This window comes from Luteibacter sp. 9135 (assembly GCF_000745005.1).
Taxonomy (GTDB): domain Bacteria; phylum Pseudomonadota; class Gammaproteobacteria; order Xanthomonadales; family Rhodanobacteraceae; genus Luteibacter.
Genome location: NZ_JQNB01000001.1, coordinates 830341 through 850016, shown reverse-complemented (window position 1 = coordinate 850016; position 19676 = coordinate 830341). Strand labels below are relative to the sequence as shown.

Here is a 19676-nt window from a genome sequence, read left to right as displayed (position 1 = left end):
CCACGGCTAGGTAGCTCAGCTGGTCAGAGCGCGGCACTCATAATGCTGAGGTCGGCGGTTCGAGCCCGCCTCTAGCCACCAGAAAAACAAAAAGGCCGCACCCCCGGGTGCGGCCTTTTTTTGCCGGTCGCGTCAGGAGCGCGCTCAGGCAGCCACGATTCCTGTATCCGCGGTGTCGCCGGTCGTCCGGCGCCTGGGCCGGGCTGGCGTCGCGGCTGGCGCCTCCAGTACCGCCTTCGCCAGTTCCACCACGTTGTGCACGCGTAGCTTGGCCATCAGGTTGGCGCGATGCAGTTCCACCGTCTTCGGGCTGATCCGCAGTTCCCCGGCGATGACCTTGTTCAGCTTGCCGCCCATGATGCCGTCCAGTACCTGCGACTCGCGGGGCGTCAGTCCCAGGTCCTTCCGTTGGCTGGCAAGGGTAGGCGACGTCGGTGCGACGGGCTCGGTGGCGGGCAGGGGTGTCAGGTACACCGCCTGGAACGCCCCGCCCGATGCCTCCACATGCTGGCGTGTCACCCGGTAGTGGCGGGGTGAGCCCTGGGCATCGTTGAACACGAATTCATCGACGCCCCCCGCCGGCTGCAGGTGCTCGGCGACCCAGCACGGCCCGGCACGGCCGCGCCCCGCGCCGAATTCCAGGCGGAAGGCGGCATTGACCATCACTGCGCGGCCGCCTCCGTGGCGCCATACGATGCAGGGCAGTGGAAGGGCGGCAAACACTTCCTCGGCCAGACCGCACGGGTGCGGCCGGTCGAGCGAGTCACGACCAAGGCACATCGATGCCTCCTTGTGAACGCGAAAAATCCCCCCGACGGTTCCCCCGAATCCGTCGCACCTGTTACGACTGCAACCTTTTCGCAGCCGAATGTCCACGAATCAAAGCAGGTGAGCGCTGAAAATGCGAACTGCGTCGTGAAGGCGACACGCGGAAATCGTGCGCAGCCACGCTCCGCTACACTAGGCAGCCACCCGCGATCGATCACGCCATGCGCATCTTCAAGTCGTTTACCCTCGAGGCGGCCCACCGCCTGCCGAATGTGCCGGAAGGCCACAAGTGCGCGCGCCTGCACGGGCATTCGTTCCGCGTGGAGCTGCATGTCGAGGGGCCGGTGGACACCACGCTCGGCTGGGTCATGGACTTCGGCGATCTGAAGGCCCGGTTCATGCCGATTTACGATCGGCTGGATCATCACTACCTCAACGACATCGAAGGCCTGGAAAACCCTACCAGCGAAAACCTCGCGCGGTGGATCTTCCAGCAGCTGCACCCGTCGGTGCCCGGCCTGGCCAAGGTCGTGGTGCATGAAACCTGCACGTCCGGCGCCGAATACACCGGCGACTGATCGAAAACCTGTCGTCGCAACCATTCGTGGTTGCTGCGTTGCCGCATGCGGGTCTACACTCCGGCACCTTCCCGTTCCGCCGGACGCATGCGATGCCCCACGTAAACGGTTACGCCGATCTTGCCCGCCTTGTCGAGCAGGCCACGTCCGCGCAGGCTGTCGCCTGGCGCGGCATGGAACGCGTGGCCGACCTGCATCTGCAGGCCATGGAAGGTCACGCCCGGGCGGCATCCGGCCTGATGGCCGACGCGATGATCGTCACGGATGCGGCGGCGCTGCGCGCCATTTTCCTCCGCGGAGGCGACCTGCAACGGGAAGGCGTCGAACGCGCGGCGTCCGCCGCGGGCGGCATATTCGATGTGGCCGTGGAGACGGCTACCTCGCTCGGCGCGTTGGCAGGTCAGCCCGCCAGGGCCTGATCCACGCCGCCTCCTTCGCAACGACGCGACGGACCGTCGCGCCGACGGGTGGTTATTGGACTTTCGTCGCTTGTCCCGTCGTTTACGGCGCTGGTATACTTTTCCAGATTAAACCGTGGCCCATAGAACCAAGGTGCCGCCTTCGAGCGAAACCACGGGAGCCTCGCGTTGCTCAACAGTCTTGCCGCCGGTCGTCATCTCGCCTTGCGCGTCGTTATCGCGCAGTTCGTGGTGGCCGTTGTCGCGGGACTCGTGTTTCTACTGCAGGGGCGTGCCGCCGGTATGGCCGCATTTGCAGGGGCCCTGATCGTCGCTATCGCTACCGCGCTGCTTGCCGCGCGAGCTTTCAGCGCGCTGGGCGGAGGCGGAGCGATGTATGCCAGGCTCCTGGCGGGAACGATCCTTCGCTGGATCGTCCTCATCGGTGGCATGGCGCTCATTCTGGTCCAGTGGAAACTGCCATTCTTGCCCGCCCTGGTGGGCCTGGTGGCCGGTTTCACGGTCAACGTATTTGCATTCAGATTCAAGGGTTGAGGCATGGCGAGCGAACCGCAAGGCGGTCTGACCGAATACATCCAGCACCACCTGGGCCACCTGACGGTGAATTTCAGCGCCGATCATTTCTGGTTCTGGAATCTCCGCGTCGACTCCCTCGTGGTGTCGTTCGTACTGGGTGCCATCTTCTGCCTGTGGTTCTGGCTGTTCGCCCGCAAGGCGACTTCCGGCGTACCTTCCAAGGGCCAGGCACTGGTTGAACTGGCGATCGAGTTCGTCGACACGCAGGTGAAGGACACCTTCCACGGCGACCGCCGCACGGTCACGCCGCTGGCGCTGTCCATCTTCATGTGGGTGTTCCTGATGAACGCCATGGACCTGCTGCCGGTGGATCTGGCCGGCTGGCTGGTGCATCTTTTCGCTGGCGCCGATGTCGCCGAAAAGGTTCACTTCCGCGGCGTGCCCACCGCGGACATCAACACCACCGTCGGCCTTTCCGTCGCCGTGCTGTTCATCGTCATCGGCCACGGCATCAAGGCCAAGGGCGGTTTCGGGTTCGGCAAGGAGATGCTCACCGCGCCGTTCCACGCCCACAACCCGGTCGTGAAGCTGGTGCTGGTCATCCCGAACCTGCTGCTCAACGTCGTCGAAACCCTGTCGAAGCCCGTGTCGCTCGCGATGCGACTCTTCGGCAACATGTACGGTGGCGAATTGGTGTTCATGCTGATCGCCGGCCTGATGGTGAGCTGGATCGGCTTCGTGCCCGGCGTCGTGTTCAACACGGCGTGGGCGATCTTCCACATCCTGATCATCGCCCTGCAGGCGTTCATCTTCATGATGCTGACGATCGTCTACATCGCCACGGCGCGTGAACACCACTAACTCACCGCACCGACGTTAGACCCAAGTCCCCTTTCGTTTTTCGTTTCCACCCATTCGTCTTTCTTAGATATCCCAGGAGAACACCATGGAACTCACCGCACTCTTCGCACACGTGCAGGGCATGACCGCCATCGCCATCGGCGTGATCATCGGCCTCGGCGCGCTCGGCGCCTGCCTCGGCATCGCGATCATGGGCTCGAAGTTCCTCGAGTCGGCCGCGCGTCAGCCGGAACTGGTTCCGCTGCTGCAGGGCCGCATGTTCCTGCTCGCCGGCCTGATCGACGCCGCGTTCATCATCGGCCTCGCCATCGCGCTGCTGCTCGCCTTCTCCAACCCGCTGATCGGCGTCCTGCGCACCGCCGCCGGCGGCTAAGCAACACGCTCGTCTTCGTCGCCGCGGCCTGAAGGGCCGCGGCGACCGTCAGTACCCCTGCGTTCGGAGTCTTTGGAGAGATCATGGAAATCAACATGACCTTCCTGGGCCAGATGATCTCTTTTGCGATCCTGGTCTGGTTCACCACCAAGTTCATCTGGCCCCAGCTCAACGGTGCCATCGAAGAACGCCAGAAGAAGGTGGCCGAAGGGCTCGCCGCGGCGGAGCGCGCTCGCGCCGAGCTGAAGGATGCCGACGCCAAGGTCGCCACCGAGATCAAGCAGGCCCGCGTGCAGTCGACGGACATCATCGACAAGGCTCAGCAGCAGGCCAACCAGATTCTCGAGAAGGCCCGCGCCGATGCGATCGAAGAGATCAACCGCCTGAAGGCTTCGGCCCAGGACGAGATCGCCTCGATGGCCCAGCGTGCCCGTGAACAGCTGCGCGAACAGGTCGGCGCCCTCGCCGTCCGCGGCGCGGAAAAAATCGTCCAGCGCGAAATCGATCCGGCGGCCCACAAGGCCCTGCTCGACCAGCTCGCTGCCGAGATCTGATCATGGCCCAGGCGCTCACCCTTGCCCGTCCCTACGCACGTGCCGCCTTCGAAGTGGCGCAGGCGTCAGGGTCGCTAGCCGACTGGTCGTCGGCACTGAACTTCGCGGCCCTGGTCGCGGCGGATCAGCGCGTCGCCGGCCTCGGCAACGATCCGCGCGTGTCGCCGGCCCAGCTGGTCGCGCTGCACCTGCCCGAGGGCATGGCGGCCGGCACGCCGTTCGCGTCGTTCCTCGACGAACTGGCCGACAACCGCCGCATGGCGCTCCTGCCGGAAATCGCAGCGCTCTACGACGACTACAAGCGTGAGTCGGAGTCGACGTTGCGGGTCAAGGTCACGAGCGCGCTGGATCTCGACGCCGCCGAGGCGGACACGCTTCGCGCCTCGCTGAAGCGCCGCTTCAAGCGTGAGATCGAACTGGATACGCACGTCGATCCGGCGCTGCTCGGGGGTGTCGTCATCGACACCGGCGAGCAGGTCATCGACGGTTCGGCGCGCGGCCGCCTGCAGCGGCTGGCCAGCGCGCTGGCGCACTGATACGAGCTTCTCATACCACCGGGTGCCGCTCGTGCGGCGCAACCCAAGGAACCGACCATGTCCAGCACCACACTGAATCCGTCCGAGATCAGCGAGCTGATCAAGACCCGCATCGAGCAGTTCAAGCTCGGCGCCGAGGCACGCAACGAAGGCACGATCATCAGCGTGTCCGACGGTATCGTGCGCATCCACGGCCTGGCCGACGTGATGCAGGGCGAAATGATCGAACTGCCCAACGACACCTACGCTCTCGCGCTGAACCTCGAGCGCGACTCGGTCGGCGCCGTGGTGCTCGGTGAGTACCAGCACCTGCGCGAAGGCGATGCCGCCAAGACCACCGGCCGCATCCTCGAAGTGCCGGTCGGCCCGGGCCTGCTCGGCCGCGTCGTCGACGCGCTGGGCAACCCGATCGACGGCAAGGGCCCGATCGACGCCGTGGGCACCAGCCCGGTCGAGAAGGTCGCGCCGGGCGTCATCTGGCGCCAGTCGGTCGACCAGCCGATGCAGACGGGCTACAAGTCCATCGACTCGATGATCCCGATCGGCCGCGGCCAGCGCGAGCTGATCATCGGCGACCGCCAGACGGGCAAGACCGCCGTGGCCATCGACGCGATCATCAACCAGAAAGACTCGGGCATTAAGTGCATCTACGTCGCCATCGGCCAGAAGCGCAGCTCCATCGCCAACGTCGTGCGCAAGCTCGAGCAGAACGGCGCGCTGGCCAACACCATCGTGGTAGTGGCCTCCGCGTCCGAAGCCGCCGCGCTGCAGTACGTCGCGCCGTATTCCGGCTGCGCCATGGGCGAGTACTTCCGTGACCGCGGCGAAGACGCGCTCATCGTGTACGACGATCTCTCCAAGCAGGCCGTGGCCTACCGTCAGATCTCGCTGCTGCTGAAGCGCCCGCCGGGCCGCGAAGCCTACCCCGGCGACGTCTTCTATCTCCACTCGCGCCTGCTCGAGCGCGCCTCGCGCGTCAGCGCCGAGTACGTGGAAAAGATGACCAACGGCGAAGTGACCGGCAAGACCGGTTCGCTCACCGCGCTGCCGATCATCGAGACCCAGGCCGGCGACGTCTCCGCGTTCGTTCCGACCAACGTCATCTCGATCACCGACGGCCAGATCTTCCTCGAGACCGATCTGTTCAACGCCGGTATCCGTCCGCCGGTCAACGCCGGTATCTCGGTGTCACGCGTCGGTGGTGCCGCCCAGACCAAGATCATCAAGAAGCTGTCCGGTGGCGTGAAGTTGGCCCTCGCGCAGTACCGTGAGCTGGCTGCGTTCGCGCAGTTCGCCTCGGACCTGGACGCGGCGACCCGCGCACAGCTCGATCGTGGCCAGCGCGTCACCGAGCTGATGAAGCAGGCGCAGTACTCGCCCCTGTCCATCGCCGAGCTCGGCGTGTCGGTTTACGCAGCCGAGAAGGGCTACCTCGACGACCTGCCGGTCAACAAGGTACTGGCGTTCGAGAAGGGTCTGCATGCCTTCATGCGCCAGAACCACGGCGACCTGATGACGAAGATCGACGCCACCGGCGACTGGGACAAGGACATCGAGGCGACCTTCAAGTCGGCCGCCGACGAGTTCAAGAAGACCGGTAGCTGGTAATAGCGTAAGGCGCCAAGCGTAAAGCGTCGGTTGCACCATGTAACTGACGCTTTGCCCTCCTAAGTTTTCACGTTTCACGTAACGGCGAGTACCCATGGCTAGCGGCCGCGAAATCAAAACCAAGATCAAGAGCACGCAGAACATGCGCAAGGTGACGCGTGCGCTCGAAATGGTCTCGGCGTCGAAGATCCGCAAGGCGCAGGACCTGATGAAGGCCTCGCGTCCGTATGCGCGTCTCATGCGCAAGGTGATCGCGCACGTGGCCCAGGCCAGCACGGACTTCACCCATCCGTTCCTCACCGAGCGGGAAAAAGTCGCGCGCGTGGGCTTCATCGTGGTGTCGACCGACCGCGGCCTTGCGGGCGGCCTCAATTCCAACCTGTTCCGTCGCACGCTGACCTCGATCCGCGAGTGGCAGGACAAGGGTGCCGAGATCGACGTGGTGGCCATCGGTCAGAAGGCCGTGCAGTTCTTCCGTCGCATCAAGGGCGTGAACCTGATCGGCACGGCGACCCACCTCGGTGAGAAGCCCAAGCTCGAAGACGTCATCGGCGTGATCAAGGTCGTGCTCGACGGCTACAGCGACAACAAGCTCGACCGTGTCTTCCTGGTCTACAACGACTTCGTGAACACCATCGTGCAGAAGCCGACCATCGAGGCGTTGCTGCCGGTGTCGCTGGTCGCGAAGGAACTGGAAAGCGCCGAAGGCGATGCCGCCAAGGGCGTCAAGGTCGAGCAGACGCACGATTGGGACTACATCTACGAACCCGATGCGCGCACGGTGCTCGAGCACCTGATGACGCGTTACATCGAGTCGGTGGTGTACCAGGCCACGCTGGAGAACCTCGCCAGCGAACACGCCGCGCGCATGGTCGCCATGAAGGCCGCCTCCGACAACGCCAACAAAGTCATCGGCGAACTGACGCTGGTCTACAACAAGGCGCGCCAGGCAGCGATCACCCAGGAAATCTCGGAGATCGTCGGCGGCGCCGCCGCGGTCTGATCCCAAAGCTATACGCGATGGCGACGCACAGTGCGGCGCCCGAACCGAAACCTACTTAGATTCATCCGGAGCATTCCATGAGCCAGGGTAAAGTTGTTCAGATCATCGGCGCCGTCGTCGACGTCGAATTCCCGCGCGACCAGGTGCCGCAGGTATACGACGCACTGAAGATCGACGGTACCGAGATCACCCTCGAAGTGCAGCAGCAGCTCGGCGACGGCATCGTGCGCACCATCGCGCTCGGTTCCACCGACGGCCTGCGCCGTAACCTCCTCGCCCGCAACACCGGCGAAGGCATCAAGGTGCCGGTCGGCGCGGCCACGCTCGGCCGCATCATGGACGTGCTGGGCAACCCGATCGACGAAGCCGGCCCCATCGGCGAGAAGGAACAGTGGGTCATCCACCGCGAAGCCCCGTCCTACGACGAGCAGGCCGCGGCCAATGAACTACTGGAAACCGGCATCAAGGTCATCGACCTGATGTGCCCGTTCGCCAAGGGCGGCAAGGTCGGCCTGTTCGGCGGCGCCGGCGTGGGCAAGACGGTCAACATGATGGAACTCATCAACAACATCGCCAAGGCGCACTCGGGTCTGTCCGTGTTCGCCGGCGTGGGTGAGCGTACCCGTGAGGGGAACGACTTCTACCACGAGATGAAGGATTCCAACGTCCTGGACAAGGTCGCGATGGTCTACGGCCAGATGAACGAGCCGCCGGGCAACCGCCTGCGCGTCGCGCTCACCGGTCTCACCATGGCCGAGTACTTCCGCGACGAGAAGGACGAAACGGGCAAGGGCAAGGACGTGCTGCTGTTCGTCGACAACATCTACCGCTACACGCTGGCCGGTACCGAAGTGTCCGCGCTGCTCGGCCGCATGCCGTCGGCCGTGGGTTACCAGCCGACGCTGGCCGAGGAAATGGGCGTCCTGCAGGAGCGCATCACCTCGACCAAGACCGGCTCGATCACCTCGATCCAGGCCGTGTACGTGCCCGCGGATGACCTTACCGATCCGTCGCCGGCCACCACCTTCGCGCATCTGGACGCCACCGTTACCCTGAGCCGCGATATCGCTTCGCTGGGTATCTACCCGGCCGTGGATCCGCTGGCTTCCAGCAGCCGCCAGCTCGACGCCTCGGTGATCGGCCAGGAGCACTACGACATCGCCCGTCGCGTGCAGGGCACCCTGCAGCGCTACAAGGAGCTGAAGGACATCATCGCCATCCTGGGCATGGACGAGCTGTCGCCGGAAGACAAGGCCTCGGTGTCGCGCGCCCGCAAGATCGAGCGCTTCTTCTCGCAGCCGTTCCACGTGGCCGAGGTGTTCACCGGCTCGCCGGGCAAGTACGTCGCGCTGAAGGAAACGATCCGCGGCTTCAAGATGATTCTCGACGGCGACCTCGACCACCTGCCGGAGCAGGCGTTCTACATGGTCGGCGGCATCGACGAAGCCATCAAGAAGGGCGAAGAGATGGGTGCCAAGAAGGCCGCGTAAGCGACCTTCTTCTCCCACTCACGACCAACGGAAGACAAGCCCATGACCCACACCATCCGCGTCGACATCGTCAGCGCCGAAGCCGAGATCTACTCCGGCGAAGCCACGCTCGTGGTCGCCACCGGTGAACTCGGCGAGCTGGGTATCGCGCCGCGTCACGCGCCGCTGATCACCCGCCTCAAGCCGGGCCACGTGGACGTGGTCGGCACCAACGGCGACCGCCAGCAGTTCTATGTGTCCGGTGGCATCCTGGAAGTGCAGCCGCAGGTGGTGACGATCCTCGCCGATACGGCGGCCCGCGCCGCCGACCTCGACGAGGCCGCCGCCCTGAAGGCCAAGGAAGAAGCCGAGGCCGCCCTGTCCCAGCGCGGCCCGCAGATGGACGTCGCCGAGGCCCAGGCCAAGCTGGCGGAGGCCCTGGCGCAGCTGCAGGCGCTGGAGCGCATGCGCAAGACGCTCAAGCACTGAGCGACGACGCCCGTCGACCAAGGACCCCTCTTCGGAGGGGTTTTTTTTGGTTTTTCACGCATGACTTTGGGCCGTCCCGACGCCTCCGCCCCGCTAACGCGCGAAGAACCTCTCTTTGGCGTAATCACCGTCTTCATCCGGAACTAACCCGCGCGGCGCAACACTGGCACGTCATTTACAGGTGATTGCCCCATGCGCACCCGCTACCGCCGAAGCCTCTGGATCATCGGAGTGGTCGCCGTCGTATTGATCGCGGCCCGCATCGCCTTGCCCTATGTCGTGCTCAACTACCTCAATCACCGTCTGGCCCATATGGGTGCGTACAGCGGTCGCATCGCGGATATCGACATCCACTTGTGGCGCGGTGCGTATTCCATCGACGAGATGTCCATCACCAAGGTGGACGGCAAGGTGCCGGTGCCGCTGTTCAAGACAGCCCGGGCGGATATCTCGCTGACCTGGAAGGCGCTGGTGCAGGGGCACTTCCGCGGCAAGATCGATTTCTTCGACCCGGTGGTCAACTTCGTCGACGGTAAGTCCGAAGGCGAGAAGCAGACCGGCCAGGGCGTGGACTGGCGGGAGCAACTGCACGCGCTGGCACCGTTCCGCTTCGACGAGATCAACGTCTCCAACGGCACCATCACGTTCAACAACTTCGTATCCAGTCCCAAGGTCGACCTGAAGATGACCGACGTCAACGGTCAGGTGACCAACCTCACCAACGTCAAGCGCGAAGGTGGCGACCGCGTGGCGCACATGCACGCCACGGCGAGGGTGCTGGGCGATGCGCCGCTGGAGACCAGCGCGGAGATCGATCCCGTGGAACGCCTGGGCGATTTCCACTATTCGATCTCGATCCGCAACATCAAGCTGGTCAAGGCGAACAGCCTGGCGCGCGCGTATTCCGGCCTCGATTTCGCCGGTGGCGAAGGCGATTTCGTGATGGAACTGCAGGCCAAGGACCGCAAGCTCACCGGCTACGCCAAGCCGCTGTTCCACGGCCTGAAGCTCTTCAGCTGGAAACAGGATGTCGAGCAGGACAAGAAGGGCCCGCTGAAGCTGGCTTACGAAGCGGCTGCCGAGGGTGTGGCCAAGATCTTCAAGAACCATGCGAAGGACCAGTTCGCAACGCGGGTGTCCATCTCCGGCAACATCGACGACAAGAGCGTGTCCACGTCCGATGCCATCGTCGGCATCCTGCGCAACGCCTTCGTCGAGGCCTATAAGCCCAACCTCGAGAACCTCTCCAAACGGCCGGACGACAACTAGCCGACTTGGCACGGCCGGCCAAACGCGCGACAGTGCGGCCCTCGTATCCAGGCAGGCCCGATCGCCCATGACCGCTACGCCCCTTCACGTCCTCGTCCTCGCCGCCGGCGAGGGCAAGCGGATGAAGTCCGCCTCCGCCAAGGTGCTGATGCCGCTGGCCGGCCGCCCCCTGCTGGCGCATGTCGTTGCCGCGGCCCGTGCGCTGCACCCGTCGAGCATCCATGTCGTCTACGGCCACAACGGCCAGCAGGTGCGCGACGCGTTCGCCGCCGATACGTCGCTGGGCTGGATCGAGCAGCGTGAGCGCCTGGGCACCGGGCATGCCGTACGTACGGCGCTGGAGCACCTGGACGCCGCGGGCATCCTTGCAGGGCGTGTGCTGGTGCTCTACGGCGACGTGCCCCTGGTCCGGTCGGAAACGCTCGCGGCGCTGGTCGGCGCGCCCGGCGCCCTGGCCATGCTGGCCACGCGCCTGACCGATCCGCACGGTTACGGCCGCGTGGTGCTCGACGCCGACGGCCGGGTCACCCAGGTCGTGGAGGAAAAGGATGCCGACACCGCTCAGCGCGCGATCGACCGCGTCAACACGGGGATCGTTGCCGGTGATGCCGCGCGGTTGCTCGGCTGGACGCAGGGCCTCGGCAACGCCAACGCCCAAGGCGAGTACTACCTCACCGATGTCTTCGCCATGGCAGCCCGTCTCGGCATGCCGGCGGCGTGCGTGCCCTGCGATCCCGTCGAGGCGTCCGGTGCCAACGATCCCTGGCAGCTGGCCGGCCTGGAAGCGCTGCATCGCGAACGCGCGGCGCGCGAGCTGGCCCTGGCAGGCGTGCGCTTGGCTGACCCCGCTCGGCTCGATGTGCGCGGCACGGTGCGTGCGGGCCGCGACGTGGAGATCGACGTCAACGTGATTCTCGAAGGTGAGGTGGTGCTCGGCGACGACGTCCGCATCGGCCCGTTCACGCGGCTGCGCAACGTCACGCTGGCGGCGGGCACGGTGGTGCTGGCGCACGGCGATCTCGACGGCGTGTTGACGCACGGTCCGTGCACCATCGGTCCGTTCGCACGTCTGCGGCCGGGCACCGACCTGGCGGCGGGCGTCCACATCGGCAACTTCGTGGAGACCAAGAACGCACGCATCGGCGCGGGCTCCAAGGCCAATCACCTCAGTTACCTCGGCGACACCGTCATCGGCAGCGGCGTGAATATCGGCGCGGGCACGATCACCTGCAACTACGACGGCGTGAACAAGAGCCGCACCACCATCGAGGACGGGGTGTTCGTCGGCTCCAACAGCGCCCTGGTGGCGCCGGTGACACTGCACGCGGGAGCGACGATCGGCGCCGGTTCCGTGATCACGAAGGACGCACCGGCGAACACCCTGACGATATCCCGCGCGCGGCAGACGGCCATCGAAGGCTGGGCACGGCCCACCAAGAGGTCCTGAGCGAAGGGGCGGCGCCGCACGCCGCCCCTTCGTCATCAAGCGTGGCGGTAACGCCAGCCGTCGATCTCCACCAGCAGCTCGGCACGGCAGATATCGCCGTGCACCAGCAGCAGCGGTGCGCCGGGCAGGCGTCGCACGGCGAAGGCGCGCACCGCTGCTTCGTCGGCCGGATGCCGCACGTAGACTTTCAGCGGTGCCGACGCGCCGAGACCGGCGGGCATGCCTGCGGACTCCAGCAGGGCGTCGAGGTTGCGCAAGGTCTCCGTCAACTGGGCATCGAGGTCGCCCGCATGGGCCGATGCGTGCCCTACGACGGCGGCTGTACCGGAGATCGCCAGCACATCGTCGGCGGGCAGCAGGGTGGCCCGGGCGAAGCTGGGCGGCGTGCGGCCGTACTGGCGCGGGTATTGCCACGCGCTGACCTGGCGGGGGTTTTCCACCCGCGTGCCGGGCCGGTCGGTGGCCAGCAGGTACACCTGGAGCAGGCCGGGATCGTCGTGATGACCGATGGCGGAGGCCGCCGGAAAGCCCTGCGAGAAGGCATCGCCCATGCCACGGATGCGGCCGGTGCAGAAATGCTTGTAACGCTCGTCGTCGCCGCCGCCCTGGTTGATGGCGCCGAGGTAGTTCCAGATGCGCTGCACGTGGCACTCGTCCGCCTGCCCGACAAAGTCGGATAGCAGCCCATAGGCATAGGCTGCGGCGCCTTCAGGGCCGCCGTGGTCGTTCTCATGGCACTGCACCGCGGCGTAAAGCCAGCCGCCGCCACGCGACCAGCGCAGGTCGCCCTGGCGGCCGGCCTCCACCGGGACGTCCACCTCCCAGGCTTCCATCGGAGCATCGCCCAAGGGGCTGAGGGCGACCCGCAGCCAGCGCGGATCGTCGCTGTGGCCGGCGTCGGGCCCGAAGCCGAACAGCGCCAGGGTATGCGGGCCCGGCGCGACTGGGCCGTGGCGGTAGTGCACCCGTGGCGAGGGTGCGGCCGCGAGCGCCGGGCGCTCGCGCATTTCAGTGCCTTGGGGCATCGGATATTCCATAGAACGCGTTCAGGGCATCATATCGCCCCACAACGGGCGTAGAACGTGAACGGACAGGCTCGGTGCCTGGAACTGGCGTCGGCGAACGGTCCAGGGCGCTGTGGTAAACTCCGCGACCGCTGCCATCCGGGGGGAGGCAGGCATATCCAGGATCTGGAAAGACCACATGGCAACGCAAACCGCAGCACAGCACGAACTCGCCGAACTGATCGTCACGAGCCTCAACCTCGAGTCGGTGCAGCCGGCCGACATCGATCCGGATGCGCCGCTGTTCGGTGGCGACCTGGGCCTGGACTCCATCGACGCGCTCGAAATCGCGCTGGCCGTGTCCAAGCGGTACGGCTTCCAGCTGAAGTCCGACAACCCGGACAACCGCACCATTTTCACCAGCCTGCGCACCCTGTCCGATCACATCGAACAGCACCGCGCCGCGGCCTGAGCGTCGTTCCGGTGCGCACGGGATGGGTCGATCCTGCCCCGGCCGCCCACCGGAGATGCCAATGAGCGATGCCGCCGATCCCGCGTCCTGCGTGCGCACCCTGCGCTTCGACGCCAGCCACCCCAGCTTCGCGGGTCACTTCCCGGGGCAACCCATCGTCGCCGGCGTCCTGCTGATCGAGGCTGCCGCCTCGGCGCTGCTCGCGTGGCGGGGCTTGTCCGTGCGCCAGGTGGTCGACGCCAAGTTCCTCGCGCCCCTGCGGCCGGACGAGACGGCTGAGCTGGAGCTTGTCGCACTCGACAGCGGGCGCTTCCGATTCACGGTGCATCGCGGCGCCGACATCCTCGTGCGCGGCACGCTGGAAGGCGCGGCATGAGCCACTGGCAGCAGCGTGAAGGCGGCGGCGTGGTGGCGATCTGGCTGATCCGGACGGTCGCGCTGGGCTTCGGGCGGCGCGTCGCCCGCCTGCTGCTGTATCCGATCGCCCTGTATTTTTTTCTCCGGCGAGCTGACGAACGCGCCGCCTCGCGTGCCTACCTGACCCGTGTCCTGGGGCGTCCGGTGCGGTCCCGCGACGTGTTCCACCACATCCACCTGTTCGCGGGCACCTTGCTGGACCGTTTGTTCTTCCTAGCCCGTGGCGAGCGCGACTTCCAGGTGGAGACCGAGGGGCTGCAGCACCTCGACCGCTGGATCGACGTGGGCCGCGGCGTCCTGCTCATCGGTTCGCACCAGGGCAGCTTCGAGGCGCTGCGCGCGCTCGGTGCCCGACGTCCCGACGTACCGTTGCGCGTCGTGCTCGACAAGCAGAAAACCCCGGCGCTCACCACGGTGCTCGAAGCGCTGGCGCCCGATGTCGGCGCCGCGGTGATCGACGCATCGCGCGGGGGGCCTCGGTCGCGCTGGCCATGGCCGAAGGTGCGGCGCAGGGCGCGATGGTGGCCTTGCTGGCCGACCGCGGACACCGCGACGAAGCCACCCGCAGGGTGCCCTTCCTCGGCACGCCGGCACCGTTCCCGGTGGGTCCGTGGCTGCTGGCCGCGGCACTGAAGATTCCGGTGGTGCTGTGCATGGGCATCTACCTGGGTGGCAACCGCTACCGGCTGATCTTCGAGCCGTTCTCCGACGGCATTGCCGTACCGCGTGCGCAACGTGCCGCGGCGCTGGACGACATCATCGAGCACTATGTCCGGCGTGTGGAGCATTACGCGCGCACCTACCCCTTCAACTGGTTCAACTTCTACGACTTCTGGCAGGAAGGCGATGCCGTCGCCGAAACCTCGGCGGCCCATGCGTCGTCCGCGACCGAACCGCCCGTGGTCGGGCCCGTGCAATGACCGCCATGCTGGACAGGGCCGACTTCATCGATCTCATCCCGCACGCGGGCGACATGTGCCTGCTCGATGGCGTGCTGGCGTGGGATGCCGCGTCCATCCATGCGGTAAGCACCCGCCATGGGCTCGACACCCACCCCTTGCGCGGTGAGCACGGCCTGCACGCGGTGCACCTGGCCGAGTACGGCGCACAGGCCATGGCCGTACACGGCGCACTGTTGGCGAAGGAGCAGGGCCAGACCGAACCGAAGCCCGGCATGCTGGTCAGCCTGCGGGGTGTGCGACTGGCCGTCGACCGCATCGACACGCTGGCCGGCGCCATCGACGTGCACGCCACCTGCCTGATCGCCGACGGCTCGGGCGCGCAATACACGTTCCGCATCGCGCACGATGGCGTGGAGATCGCGTCGGGGCGAGCGGCGGTGATTCACCCGGGCGGGTGAGTCGCGAATGGCGAATCGCGCACAGCGTGCGCTCCTACGCGGCTTCGACCAGGGTGGGGAACAGTTCGGTGCGGGGGCCTTCGAGGTCGAGCAGGTGCGCGGCGTCGTCCAGCACGGACGGATGATCGGCGGCAGCGCGTTCCACGATGGCGGCGGCGAGCAGTCGCATCATGTGCACGTTGTCGCGCAGGCGCGTCGTCAGTGCTTCCGTGTCCAGGGTGTCGTGCAGCGTGGCGTTCATCTGCGCGAACCAGGCCAGCTCACGCTGGTCGAGCATGGTGCGCGGATTACGTCGTTCCGATACCGCGTGCCAGCGTTGGAAGAAGGCCTGCATGTCCGTATTGAGCTGTGACGCCGCGGTCAGTTCCGGCCCCAGGGTTGCGATGAGCGAACTGTCCGCAAGGCGCTTCTGGAACACCAGCTGGCACAGCACGCCCCAGTAGTAGGCGTAATCCCAGATCACCTTGATCGGCAGCACCTCGGGGTCGCCGAACAGGTTGTACTGCCCGCGGTACATCGACAGCGTGTTCTCGTAGAACGAAAAGAACAGCCGCTCGTAGAGGCGTGCGTGCGGCGCCAGGGGCTCACCGCGACGGTCCAGCCCGACCAGTGCGACGATGTAGGTGTTGGAGATGGCGATGAAATCGCTGCCGGGCGAATAGAACGGATCGAGGAAGGCGCCGGCTTCCCCGGTGAGCGCCCAGCGATCGGAGGAATACATGCGCGAGCAGCTATAGGAGAAGTTCCGGAAGAAGGCGAAGTCGAGCAGCTTGTCACGTCGCTTTTCCACCTCGCGCGCCACCAGCGGCTGGTGCTCATGCATCCAGGCGAGCGCAAGGTCGAAATCGCGCATGCCCTCGATCGGATGCATGGTGGCATCCGCCACGATGCCGACGGAATGCGCACCGGACGACAGCGGGATCAGCCACAGCCAGTAGCCCGGGCCGCACAAATGGTTGGTCGAGCGCCAGCGTTCCGCGGGATCGCAGCGCGCCTGCCATTCGGCGTCGGCGCACCAGTCGTCGATGGCCAGGCGGTCGTCGATGCGGAACCAGACCGCGTTGGCGTGGTGCCCGTTGTCGCGCGTGAGTTCCAGCTTGCGGCGGATCATGCCCGCGCGGCCCGAGGCATCGAGCAGCCAGCGGGCCTCCGCCACATGGTCTTCGTCCTGGTGCCGGAAGCGCACGGTGTGAGGCTCGTCGGACGGGCCGATCTCGAAGCCGCGCACGACGGCGCCCGCGAGGAACACGATGCCGCGACGGGTCGCTTCCTCGGCGAGGAAGTTTTCCAGGATGCCGCGGTCGATCTGGTAGCTCGGCGTCGGTAACACGGCGCGAACGCCCAGTTCCACCACGTCGGCGAGGTCGTCGCGCCCCTCGGAGAAGAAGAAGCGGAAGCCGAACTTGCGAATGTGTTCGGACTCCAGGTGCTCACGCAGACCCAGCGTTTCCGCCAAGTAGTGCGCGGCGATCTCCACCGTGGACTCGCCCACCTTGTGTGCCGCCACTGGCAACGGATGCACGTTGCGTTCGAGCACCACGATGCGTATGTCGGGGTATTCGCCCTTCAGTTGCAGGGCCAGCGTCAGGCCGGCAAGGCCTCCACCGAGGATGATTGCGTCGTGTGTCGTGCGATCCATCGTGGTGGCCTCTCGAGCGATGCAGTGGTGCGGGGGATCAATGCGAAGGGTGCGCGGCGCTGCCGGCATCGACCACGACGGGGTGGGCGCGTGACGAGCGGTAGCAGGCCATGACATTGCCGTAGTGAAAGATGCGCCCGATCGTGTAGACCGTGATACGGGTGACGTCGCGTACGGGCTGGAAATGGCTGAGCCGGAACTCGCCTTCGTAACGCGAAGCGATCGGCACGGAGACGACACCGATGCCGCGTTCGCGGCAGGCGGTGATCAGCAGCGCGGCCTCGAAGACGAAATGCTCCGCCGGCAGGTCCACCAGTTCGATGGCGGCACGTGGGTAGAGCCGCTGGCCGCTCTGCGTGTCGGCCACCGGTCGGCCGCAGGCCCACGAGATGCCCCAGTCGGCCACGGCATTGGCCCGGCGGCGACCCGGCGGTTGCTGGTCGCGGGCGAGCAGCCGCGCGCCGATCACGATGCTGCCCGGATAACGCCGGTTGGCCTCGAGGATCGCCGGAATGTCGGACGCGCGATGCTGCCCGTCGCCGTCCATCGTGATCACGTTGTCGATGCCCTGCCTGAGCGCTTCGCGAAACCCGGTGCGCAACGCTTCGCCCTTGCCCCGCCGTGTGTCGTGGCGGAGCAGGGTGACCGGCAGCGCACCGACGATATCCGGGGTGCGATCGTCCGATCCGTCGTCGACGACGATGACAGGCAGGCCCAGTTCCAGGGCCTCGCCGACGACGCGCGCAATGGCGCGTTCCTCGTTGAGGCAGGGAATGAGGATGCAGAAGCGTTCACCAGCCGCGGTCATGCCGAGATCTCCAGATCGATATGCAGGTCAAGCCCCTGGGCGGCCGCCACTCGCAGGGCGGTGGGGCGGCCATGTGCCAGGGCGCGCAGCAGCGGCAGCGCCAGGGCGGAAGGATTGCTCGCCGCTACTGTATCCATCCATGGATCGCCCGAGGGCTCATGGGCGCTGTTGCCCACGGTGGGCATCAGGTCGAGCCGCATGGCGGAACGGTCTTCATGCGGCGACAGCACCAGTGCGCAGGCGAAGGGCCCGGTGCTGCTGGTCATCTCGCCCAGCGGCCCGGTGCCGGCGATGTCGTAGCTGGCGAGCAGCACGTTCCGGTCGTCCGCGACCGCCAGCGTGGCGGCTTCGAGCAGGCCGGCACCGAACGTAGCCTCACCGCCCGTTATCGCGCTGGAGCTGGCATGGCAGTGCGTGGCGATGGTCCAGTAACCGGCCGGGGCGTTGTGCACCGAGTTGTGGAATTTCGTCGGCGACAGTTCGGTCGGTGCGCTGGCCAGGGTGGTGCACATGTAGTCCGTGATGGCCTGGTCACCGTGCGCGGAAGCGAACACGCAGGGCAGCGAGGCGGCATCGTAGCCGCTCATCTGCACGGCCTGTCCGGCGGCGGCGGCGGCAAGCAGCACGCTTTCCGGCGCACGCCGGCGTTCGTTGGGCGGCAGGACGTCCGCCGTGGGACGCGTCGTGGCCGTTTCGGGCGCGGCACCGTCGTTGACGACGGCGAGGAAGCTCGTCCAGTTCGCCACGCCGGGTGCCCACAGGCCGACGCCCTTGACCCATACGGTCAGCGCCGCGCTCATGCCGGTTCTCCGGCGCGTGCGAATGCCAGGCATGCGTTGTTACCACCGAAGCCGAAGGAATTGCTCAGGGCGAAGCGGATATCGGCGGTCTCCCGCTGCCAGGCCATCTGCGGACCGCACAGCGGGTCCGGCACGCTCGCGCCGAGGTTGGCCGGCACGACGCCGTCGCGCATCGCGAGCAGGGTCAATGCGGCTTCGAGGATGCCGGCGGCACCCAGGGTGTGTCCGGTAAAGCCCTTGGTCGAACTGGCGCGCGTCGTGGCGGGGAAGCGGCGCGCTACCAGCGCGGCCTCGACTTCGTCGTTCTTCTGGCTGGCGGTGCCGTGCAGGTTGATGTAATCCACCTTCGTCGCCACGAGGCCGGCGCGGGTCAAGGCGTCGTCGAGGGCCAGTTCGGCGCCCAGGCCTTCGGGATGGGGCGTGGACATGTGGTGGGCATCGCTGGCCTCGCCGTAGCCGATCAACAGCGGCAGGTGTTCACCCTCCACGGCACGTTCCAGCAGGGCGAAGCCGGCGGCCTCGCCGATCGAGATGCCGGCGCGCTCCGCGTCGAACGGCTGGCACGGCGACGCCGAGACAAGTTCCAGCGAGTTGAAGCCGAACAGCACGCTGTCGCATAGCGTGTCGGTACCGCCGACGACGGCGGCATCGATCAGGCCCAGCCGGATCATCCGCTCCGCGTTGGCGAACACCTTGGCGCTCGACGAGCAGGCCGTGGCGACGGTGAGGCAGGGACCCTCGAGCGCGAACGTGGTGGCGACGAAGCCGGCCAGCGAATGCGGGGTATGCAGCATGGGGCGTCGCAGGTCCGCGGGCATGCGCCCGTCGTCCAGGCGGCGGTAACCCTCTTCGGTCAGGCCGATGCTGGCGGTGGAGGTGCCCAGCAGCACGGCGACGCGGGAGGCGCCATAACGCTCGCGTGCCGCATGCACGGCACCGGCGAAACCATCCTGTTGCAGGGCCAGCCAGGCGAGCCGGTTGTTGCGGCAGTCCCACCCGGCCCATTCGGGTGGGAGGGGTTCGTCTTCGAGGCCGTCGACGCGCCCGATCCAGCACGGTAGCGGCGCGGAACTGAAGTCGTTCGGACGAAGGCCCCCTTGTGACGAGGCGATGGCGGCGGCGTGTGCGTCGAGACCGCGACCCAGCGCGGAGGTCGCCGTGTACGCGCGTATGGCGAGGGGGGGCATGGGATGAGGCATGTGAAGAGCCTATCCTTTTTAGCGCGCAGCGTCGCGTGAACGAGGGTCGCAGGGGCGCCATGTCGTTGCGTCGCGCAGCCCGAGTGG

General features: G+C 66.6%; 22 protein-coding genes, 1 tRNA gene and 1 pseudogene. 18 read left to right on the top strand and 6 right to left on the bottom strand.

Features of this window, described 5'->3' with window-relative positions; translation table 11 throughout:
- The first annotated feature begins 4 nt into the window (after positions 1-4).
- Positions 5-81: transfer RNA gene (locus FA89_RS03825), tRNA-Met, on the top strand.
- A 63-nt stretch (positions 82-144) separates the two neighbouring features.
- On the opposite strand, the gene FA89_RS20445 is transcribed toward FA89_RS03825, so the two are convergent.
- The gene (locus tag FA89_RS20445; RefSeq protein WP_221174276.1) at positions 145-780 is read right to left on the bottom strand and encodes a LuxR C-terminal-related transcriptional regulator; all 636 of its coding nucleotides are present in this window, start codon (positions 778-780) and stop codon (positions 145-147) included.
- 209 nt (positions 781-989) lie between these two features.
- Between FA89_RS20445 and queD the strand changes: the two genes are divergently transcribed.
- From queD to glmU, 13 genes are all read left to right on the top strand, one after another.
- A complete protein-coding gene (gene queD / locus FA89_RS03815; RefSeq protein WP_036138372.1) occupies positions 990-1346 on the top strand; it encodes a 6-carboxytetrahydropterin synthase QueD in 357 nt (118 codons plus the stop codon).
- 92 nt (positions 1347-1438) lie between these two features.
- A complete protein-coding gene (locus FA89_RS03810) occupies positions 1439-1765 on the top strand; it encodes a hypothetical protein (RefSeq protein WP_036138369.1) in 327 nt (108 codons plus the stop codon).
- 168 nt (positions 1766-1933) lie between these two features.
- Entirely contained in the window at positions 1934-2299 is a 366-nt protein-coding gene (locus FA89_RS03805) for an ATP synthase subunit I (protein ID WP_036138367.1), read from the top strand.
- A 3-nt stretch (positions 2300-2302) separates the two neighbouring features.
- The gene (atpB, locus tag FA89_RS03800) at positions 2303-3142 is read left to right on the top strand and encodes a F0F1 ATP synthase subunit A (protein ID WP_036138365.1); all 840 of its coding nucleotides are present in this window, start codon (positions 2303-2305) and stop codon (positions 3140-3142) included.
- Positions 3143-3227: 85 nt separating this feature from the next.
- Positions 3228-3515: a F0F1 ATP synthase subunit C gene (atpE, locus tag FA89_RS03795; RefSeq protein ID WP_036109522.1), complete on the top strand. Its 288-nt coding sequence runs from the start codon at positions 3228-3230 to the stop codon at positions 3513-3515.
- An 83-nt stretch (positions 3516-3598) separates the two neighbouring features.
- A complete protein-coding gene (locus FA89_RS03790; protein ID WP_036109523.1) occupies positions 3599-4069 on the top strand; it encodes a F0F1 ATP synthase subunit B in 471 nt (156 codons plus the stop codon).
- 2 nt (positions 4070-4071) lie between these two features.
- A complete protein-coding gene (locus FA89_RS03785; protein WP_036138362.1) occupies positions 4072-4605 on the top strand; it encodes a F0F1 ATP synthase subunit delta in 534 nt (177 codons plus the stop codon).
- A gap of 57 nt (positions 4606-4662) precedes the next feature.
- Entirely contained in the window at positions 4663-6213 is a 1551-nt protein-coding gene (gene atpA / locus FA89_RS03780; protein ID WP_036138359.1) for a F0F1 ATP synthase subunit alpha, read from the top strand.
- Between the two features lie 94 nt (positions 6214-6307).
- Positions 6308-7216 carry a F0F1 ATP synthase subunit gamma gene (gene atpG / locus FA89_RS03775; RefSeq protein ID WP_036138356.1) on the top strand — a complete coding sequence of 303 codons (909 nt, stop codon included), beginning with the start codon at positions 6308-6310 and terminating at the stop codon, positions 7214-7216.
- Positions 7217-7293: 77 nt separating this feature from the next.
- Entirely contained in the window at positions 7294-8706 is a 1413-nt protein-coding gene (atpD, locus tag FA89_RS03770) for a F0F1 ATP synthase subunit beta (protein ID WP_036138355.1), read from the top strand.
- Positions 8707-8748: 42 nt separating this feature from the next.
- Positions 8749-9174, top strand: a complete 426-nt coding sequence (locus tag FA89_RS03765; protein WP_036138353.1) for a F0F1 ATP synthase subunit epsilon — start codon at positions 8749-8751, stop codon at positions 9172-9174.
- 192 nt (positions 9175-9366) lie between these two features.
- Entirely contained in the window at positions 9367-10443 is a 1077-nt protein-coding gene (locus FA89_RS03760) for a DUF748 domain-containing protein (RefSeq protein WP_036138350.1), read from the top strand.
- A gap of 67 nt (positions 10444-10510) precedes the next feature.
- On the top strand, positions 10511-11890 hold the full coding sequence (glmU, locus tag FA89_RS03755) for a bifunctional UDP-N-acetylglucosamine diphosphorylase/glucosamine-1-phosphate N-acetyltransferase GlmU (protein ID WP_036138346.1): 1380 nt from the start codon (positions 10511-10513) through the stop codon (positions 11888-11890).
- Between the two features lie 35 nt (positions 11891-11925).
- On the opposite strand, the gene FA89_RS03750 is transcribed toward glmU, so the two are convergent.
- Entirely contained in the window at positions 11926-12915 is a 990-nt protein-coding gene (locus FA89_RS03750; protein WP_036138343.1) for a chorismate transformation enzyme, FkbO/Hyg5 family, read from the bottom strand.
- A gap of 163 nt (positions 12916-13078) precedes the next feature.
- Here FA89_RS03750 and FA89_RS03745 point away from each other — a divergent pair, with 163 nt between their 5' ends.
- From FA89_RS03745 to FA89_RS03730, 4 genes and pseudogenes are all read left to right on the top strand, one after another.
- Positions 13079-13366, top strand: a complete 288-nt coding sequence (locus FA89_RS03745) for a phosphopantetheine-binding protein (RefSeq protein ID WP_255349643.1) — start codon at positions 13079-13081, stop codon at positions 13364-13366.
- Positions 13367-13427: 61 nt separating this feature from the next.
- Positions 13428-13742, top strand: a complete 315-nt coding sequence (locus FA89_RS03740; RefSeq protein ID WP_036138339.1) for a hypothetical protein — start codon at positions 13428-13430, stop codon at positions 13740-13742.
- Positions 13739-14703 (top strand): annotated as a pseudogene (locus tag FA89_RS03735) (LpxL/LpxP family acyltransferase). The gene FA89_RS03740 and the pseudogene FA89_RS03735 overlap by 4 nt, the downstream one beginning before the upstream one ends.
- A gap of 5 nt (positions 14704-14708) precedes the next feature.
- Complete coding sequence (locus FA89_RS03730) at positions 14709-15143, top strand: phosphotransferase (RefSeq protein WP_036143605.1); 435 nt, start codon at positions 14709-14711, stop codon at positions 15141-15143.
- 34 nt (positions 15144-15177) lie between these two features.
- Here FA89_RS03730 and FA89_RS03725 read toward each other — a convergent pair whose 3' ends face one another.
- From FA89_RS03725 to FA89_RS03710, 4 genes are read right to left on the bottom strand one after another with little or no spacing between them, the layout of a single operon-like run.
- Complete coding sequence (locus FA89_RS03725) at positions 15178-16782, bottom strand: NAD(P)/FAD-dependent oxidoreductase (RefSeq protein WP_081916330.1); 1605 nt, start codon at positions 16780-16782, stop codon at positions 15178-15180.
- A gap of 37 nt (positions 16783-16819) precedes the next feature.
- Complete coding sequence (locus FA89_RS03720; RefSeq protein ID WP_036138337.1) at positions 16820-17590, bottom strand: glycosyltransferase family 2 protein; 771 nt, start codon at positions 17588-17590, stop codon at positions 16820-16822.
- Positions 17587-18390 carry a beta-ketoacyl synthase chain length factor gene (locus FA89_RS03715; RefSeq protein WP_036138335.1) on the bottom strand — a complete coding sequence of 268 codons (804 nt, stop codon included), beginning with the start codon at positions 18388-18390 and terminating at the stop codon, positions 17587-17589. Before FA89_RS03715 ends, FA89_RS03720 begins: the two co-directional genes overlap by 4 nt.
- A complete protein-coding gene (locus tag FA89_RS03710; protein ID WP_036138332.1) occupies positions 18387-19577 on the bottom strand; it encodes a beta-ketoacyl-[acyl-carrier-protein] synthase family protein in 1191 nt (396 codons plus the stop codon). The genes FA89_RS03715 and FA89_RS03710 overlap by 4 nt, the downstream gene beginning before the upstream one ends.
- Positions 19578-19676 lie beyond the last annotated feature (99 nt).

Excerpts from the sequence above, each read along its gene's own strand:
- FA89_RS20445 (WP_221174276.1), bottom strand. The coding sequence starts at position 780 with ATGTGCCTTGGTCGTGACTCGCTCGACCGGCCGCACCCGTGCGGTCTG.
- queD (WP_036138372.1), top strand. The coding sequence starts at position 990 with ATGCGCATCTTCAAGTCGTTTACCCTCGAGGCGGCCCACCGCCTGCCG.
- FA89_RS03810 (WP_036138369.1), top strand. The coding sequence starts at position 1,439 with ATGCCCCACGTAAACGGTTACGCCGATCTTGCCCGCCTTGTCGAGCAG.
- atpB (WP_036138365.1), top strand. The coding sequence starts at position 2,303 with ATGGCGAGCGAACCGCAAGGCGGTCTGACCGAATACATCCAGCACCAC.
- atpE (WP_036109522.1), top strand. The coding sequence starts at position 3,228 with ATGGAACTCACCGCACTCTTCGCACACGTGCAGGGCATGACCGCCATC.
- FA89_RS03790 (WP_036109523.1), top strand. The coding sequence starts at position 3,599 with ATGGAAATCAACATGACCTTCCTGGGCCAGATGATCTCTTTTGCGATC.
- FA89_RS03785 (WP_036138362.1), top strand. The coding sequence starts at position 4,072 with ATGGCCCAGGCGCTCACCCTTGCCCGTCCCTACGCACGTGCCGCCTTC.
- atpA (WP_036138359.1), top strand. The coding sequence starts at position 4,663 with ATGTCCAGCACCACACTGAATCCGTCCGAGATCAGCGAGCTGATCAAG.
- atpG (WP_036138356.1), top strand. The coding sequence starts at position 6,308 with ATGGCTAGCGGCCGCGAAATCAAAACCAAGATCAAGAGCACGCAGAAC.
- atpD (WP_036138355.1), top strand. The coding sequence starts at position 7,294 with ATGAGCCAGGGTAAAGTTGTTCAGATCATCGGCGCCGTCGTCGACGTC.
- FA89_RS03765 (WP_036138353.1), top strand. The coding sequence starts at position 8,749 with ATGACCCACACCATCCGCGTCGACATCGTCAGCGCCGAAGCCGAGATC.
- FA89_RS03760 (WP_036138350.1), top strand. The coding sequence starts at position 9,367 with ATGCGCACCCGCTACCGCCGAAGCCTCTGGATCATCGGAGTGGTCGCC.
- glmU (WP_036138346.1), top strand. The coding sequence starts at position 10,511 with ATGACCGCTACGCCCCTTCACGTCCTCGTCCTCGCCGCCGGCGAGGGC.
- FA89_RS03750 (WP_036138343.1), bottom strand. The coding sequence starts at position 12,915 with ATGCCCCAAGGCACTGAAATGCGCGAGCGCCCGGCGCTCGCGGCCGCA.
- FA89_RS03740 (WP_036138339.1), top strand. The coding sequence starts at position 13,428 with ATGAGCGATGCCGCCGATCCCGCGTCCTGCGTGCGCACCCTGCGCTTC.
- FA89_RS03730 (WP_036143605.1), top strand. The coding sequence starts at position 14,709 with ATGCTGGACAGGGCCGACTTCATCGATCTCATCCCGCACGCGGGCGAC.
- FA89_RS03725 (WP_081916330.1), bottom strand. The coding sequence starts at position 16,782 with ATGGATCGCACGACACACGACGCAATCATCCTCGGTGGAGGCCTTGCC.
- FA89_RS03720 (WP_036138337.1), bottom strand. The coding sequence starts at position 17,590 with ATGACCGCGGCTGGTGAACGCTTCTGCATCCTCATTCCCTGCCTCAAC.
- FA89_RS03715 (WP_036138335.1), bottom strand. The coding sequence starts at position 18,390 with ATGAGCGCGGCGCTGACCGTATGGGTCAAGGGCGTCGGCCTGTGGGCA.
- FA89_RS03710 (WP_036138332.1), bottom strand. The coding sequence starts at position 19,577 with ATGCCCCCCCTCGCCATACGCGCGTACACGGCGACCTCCGCGCTGGGT.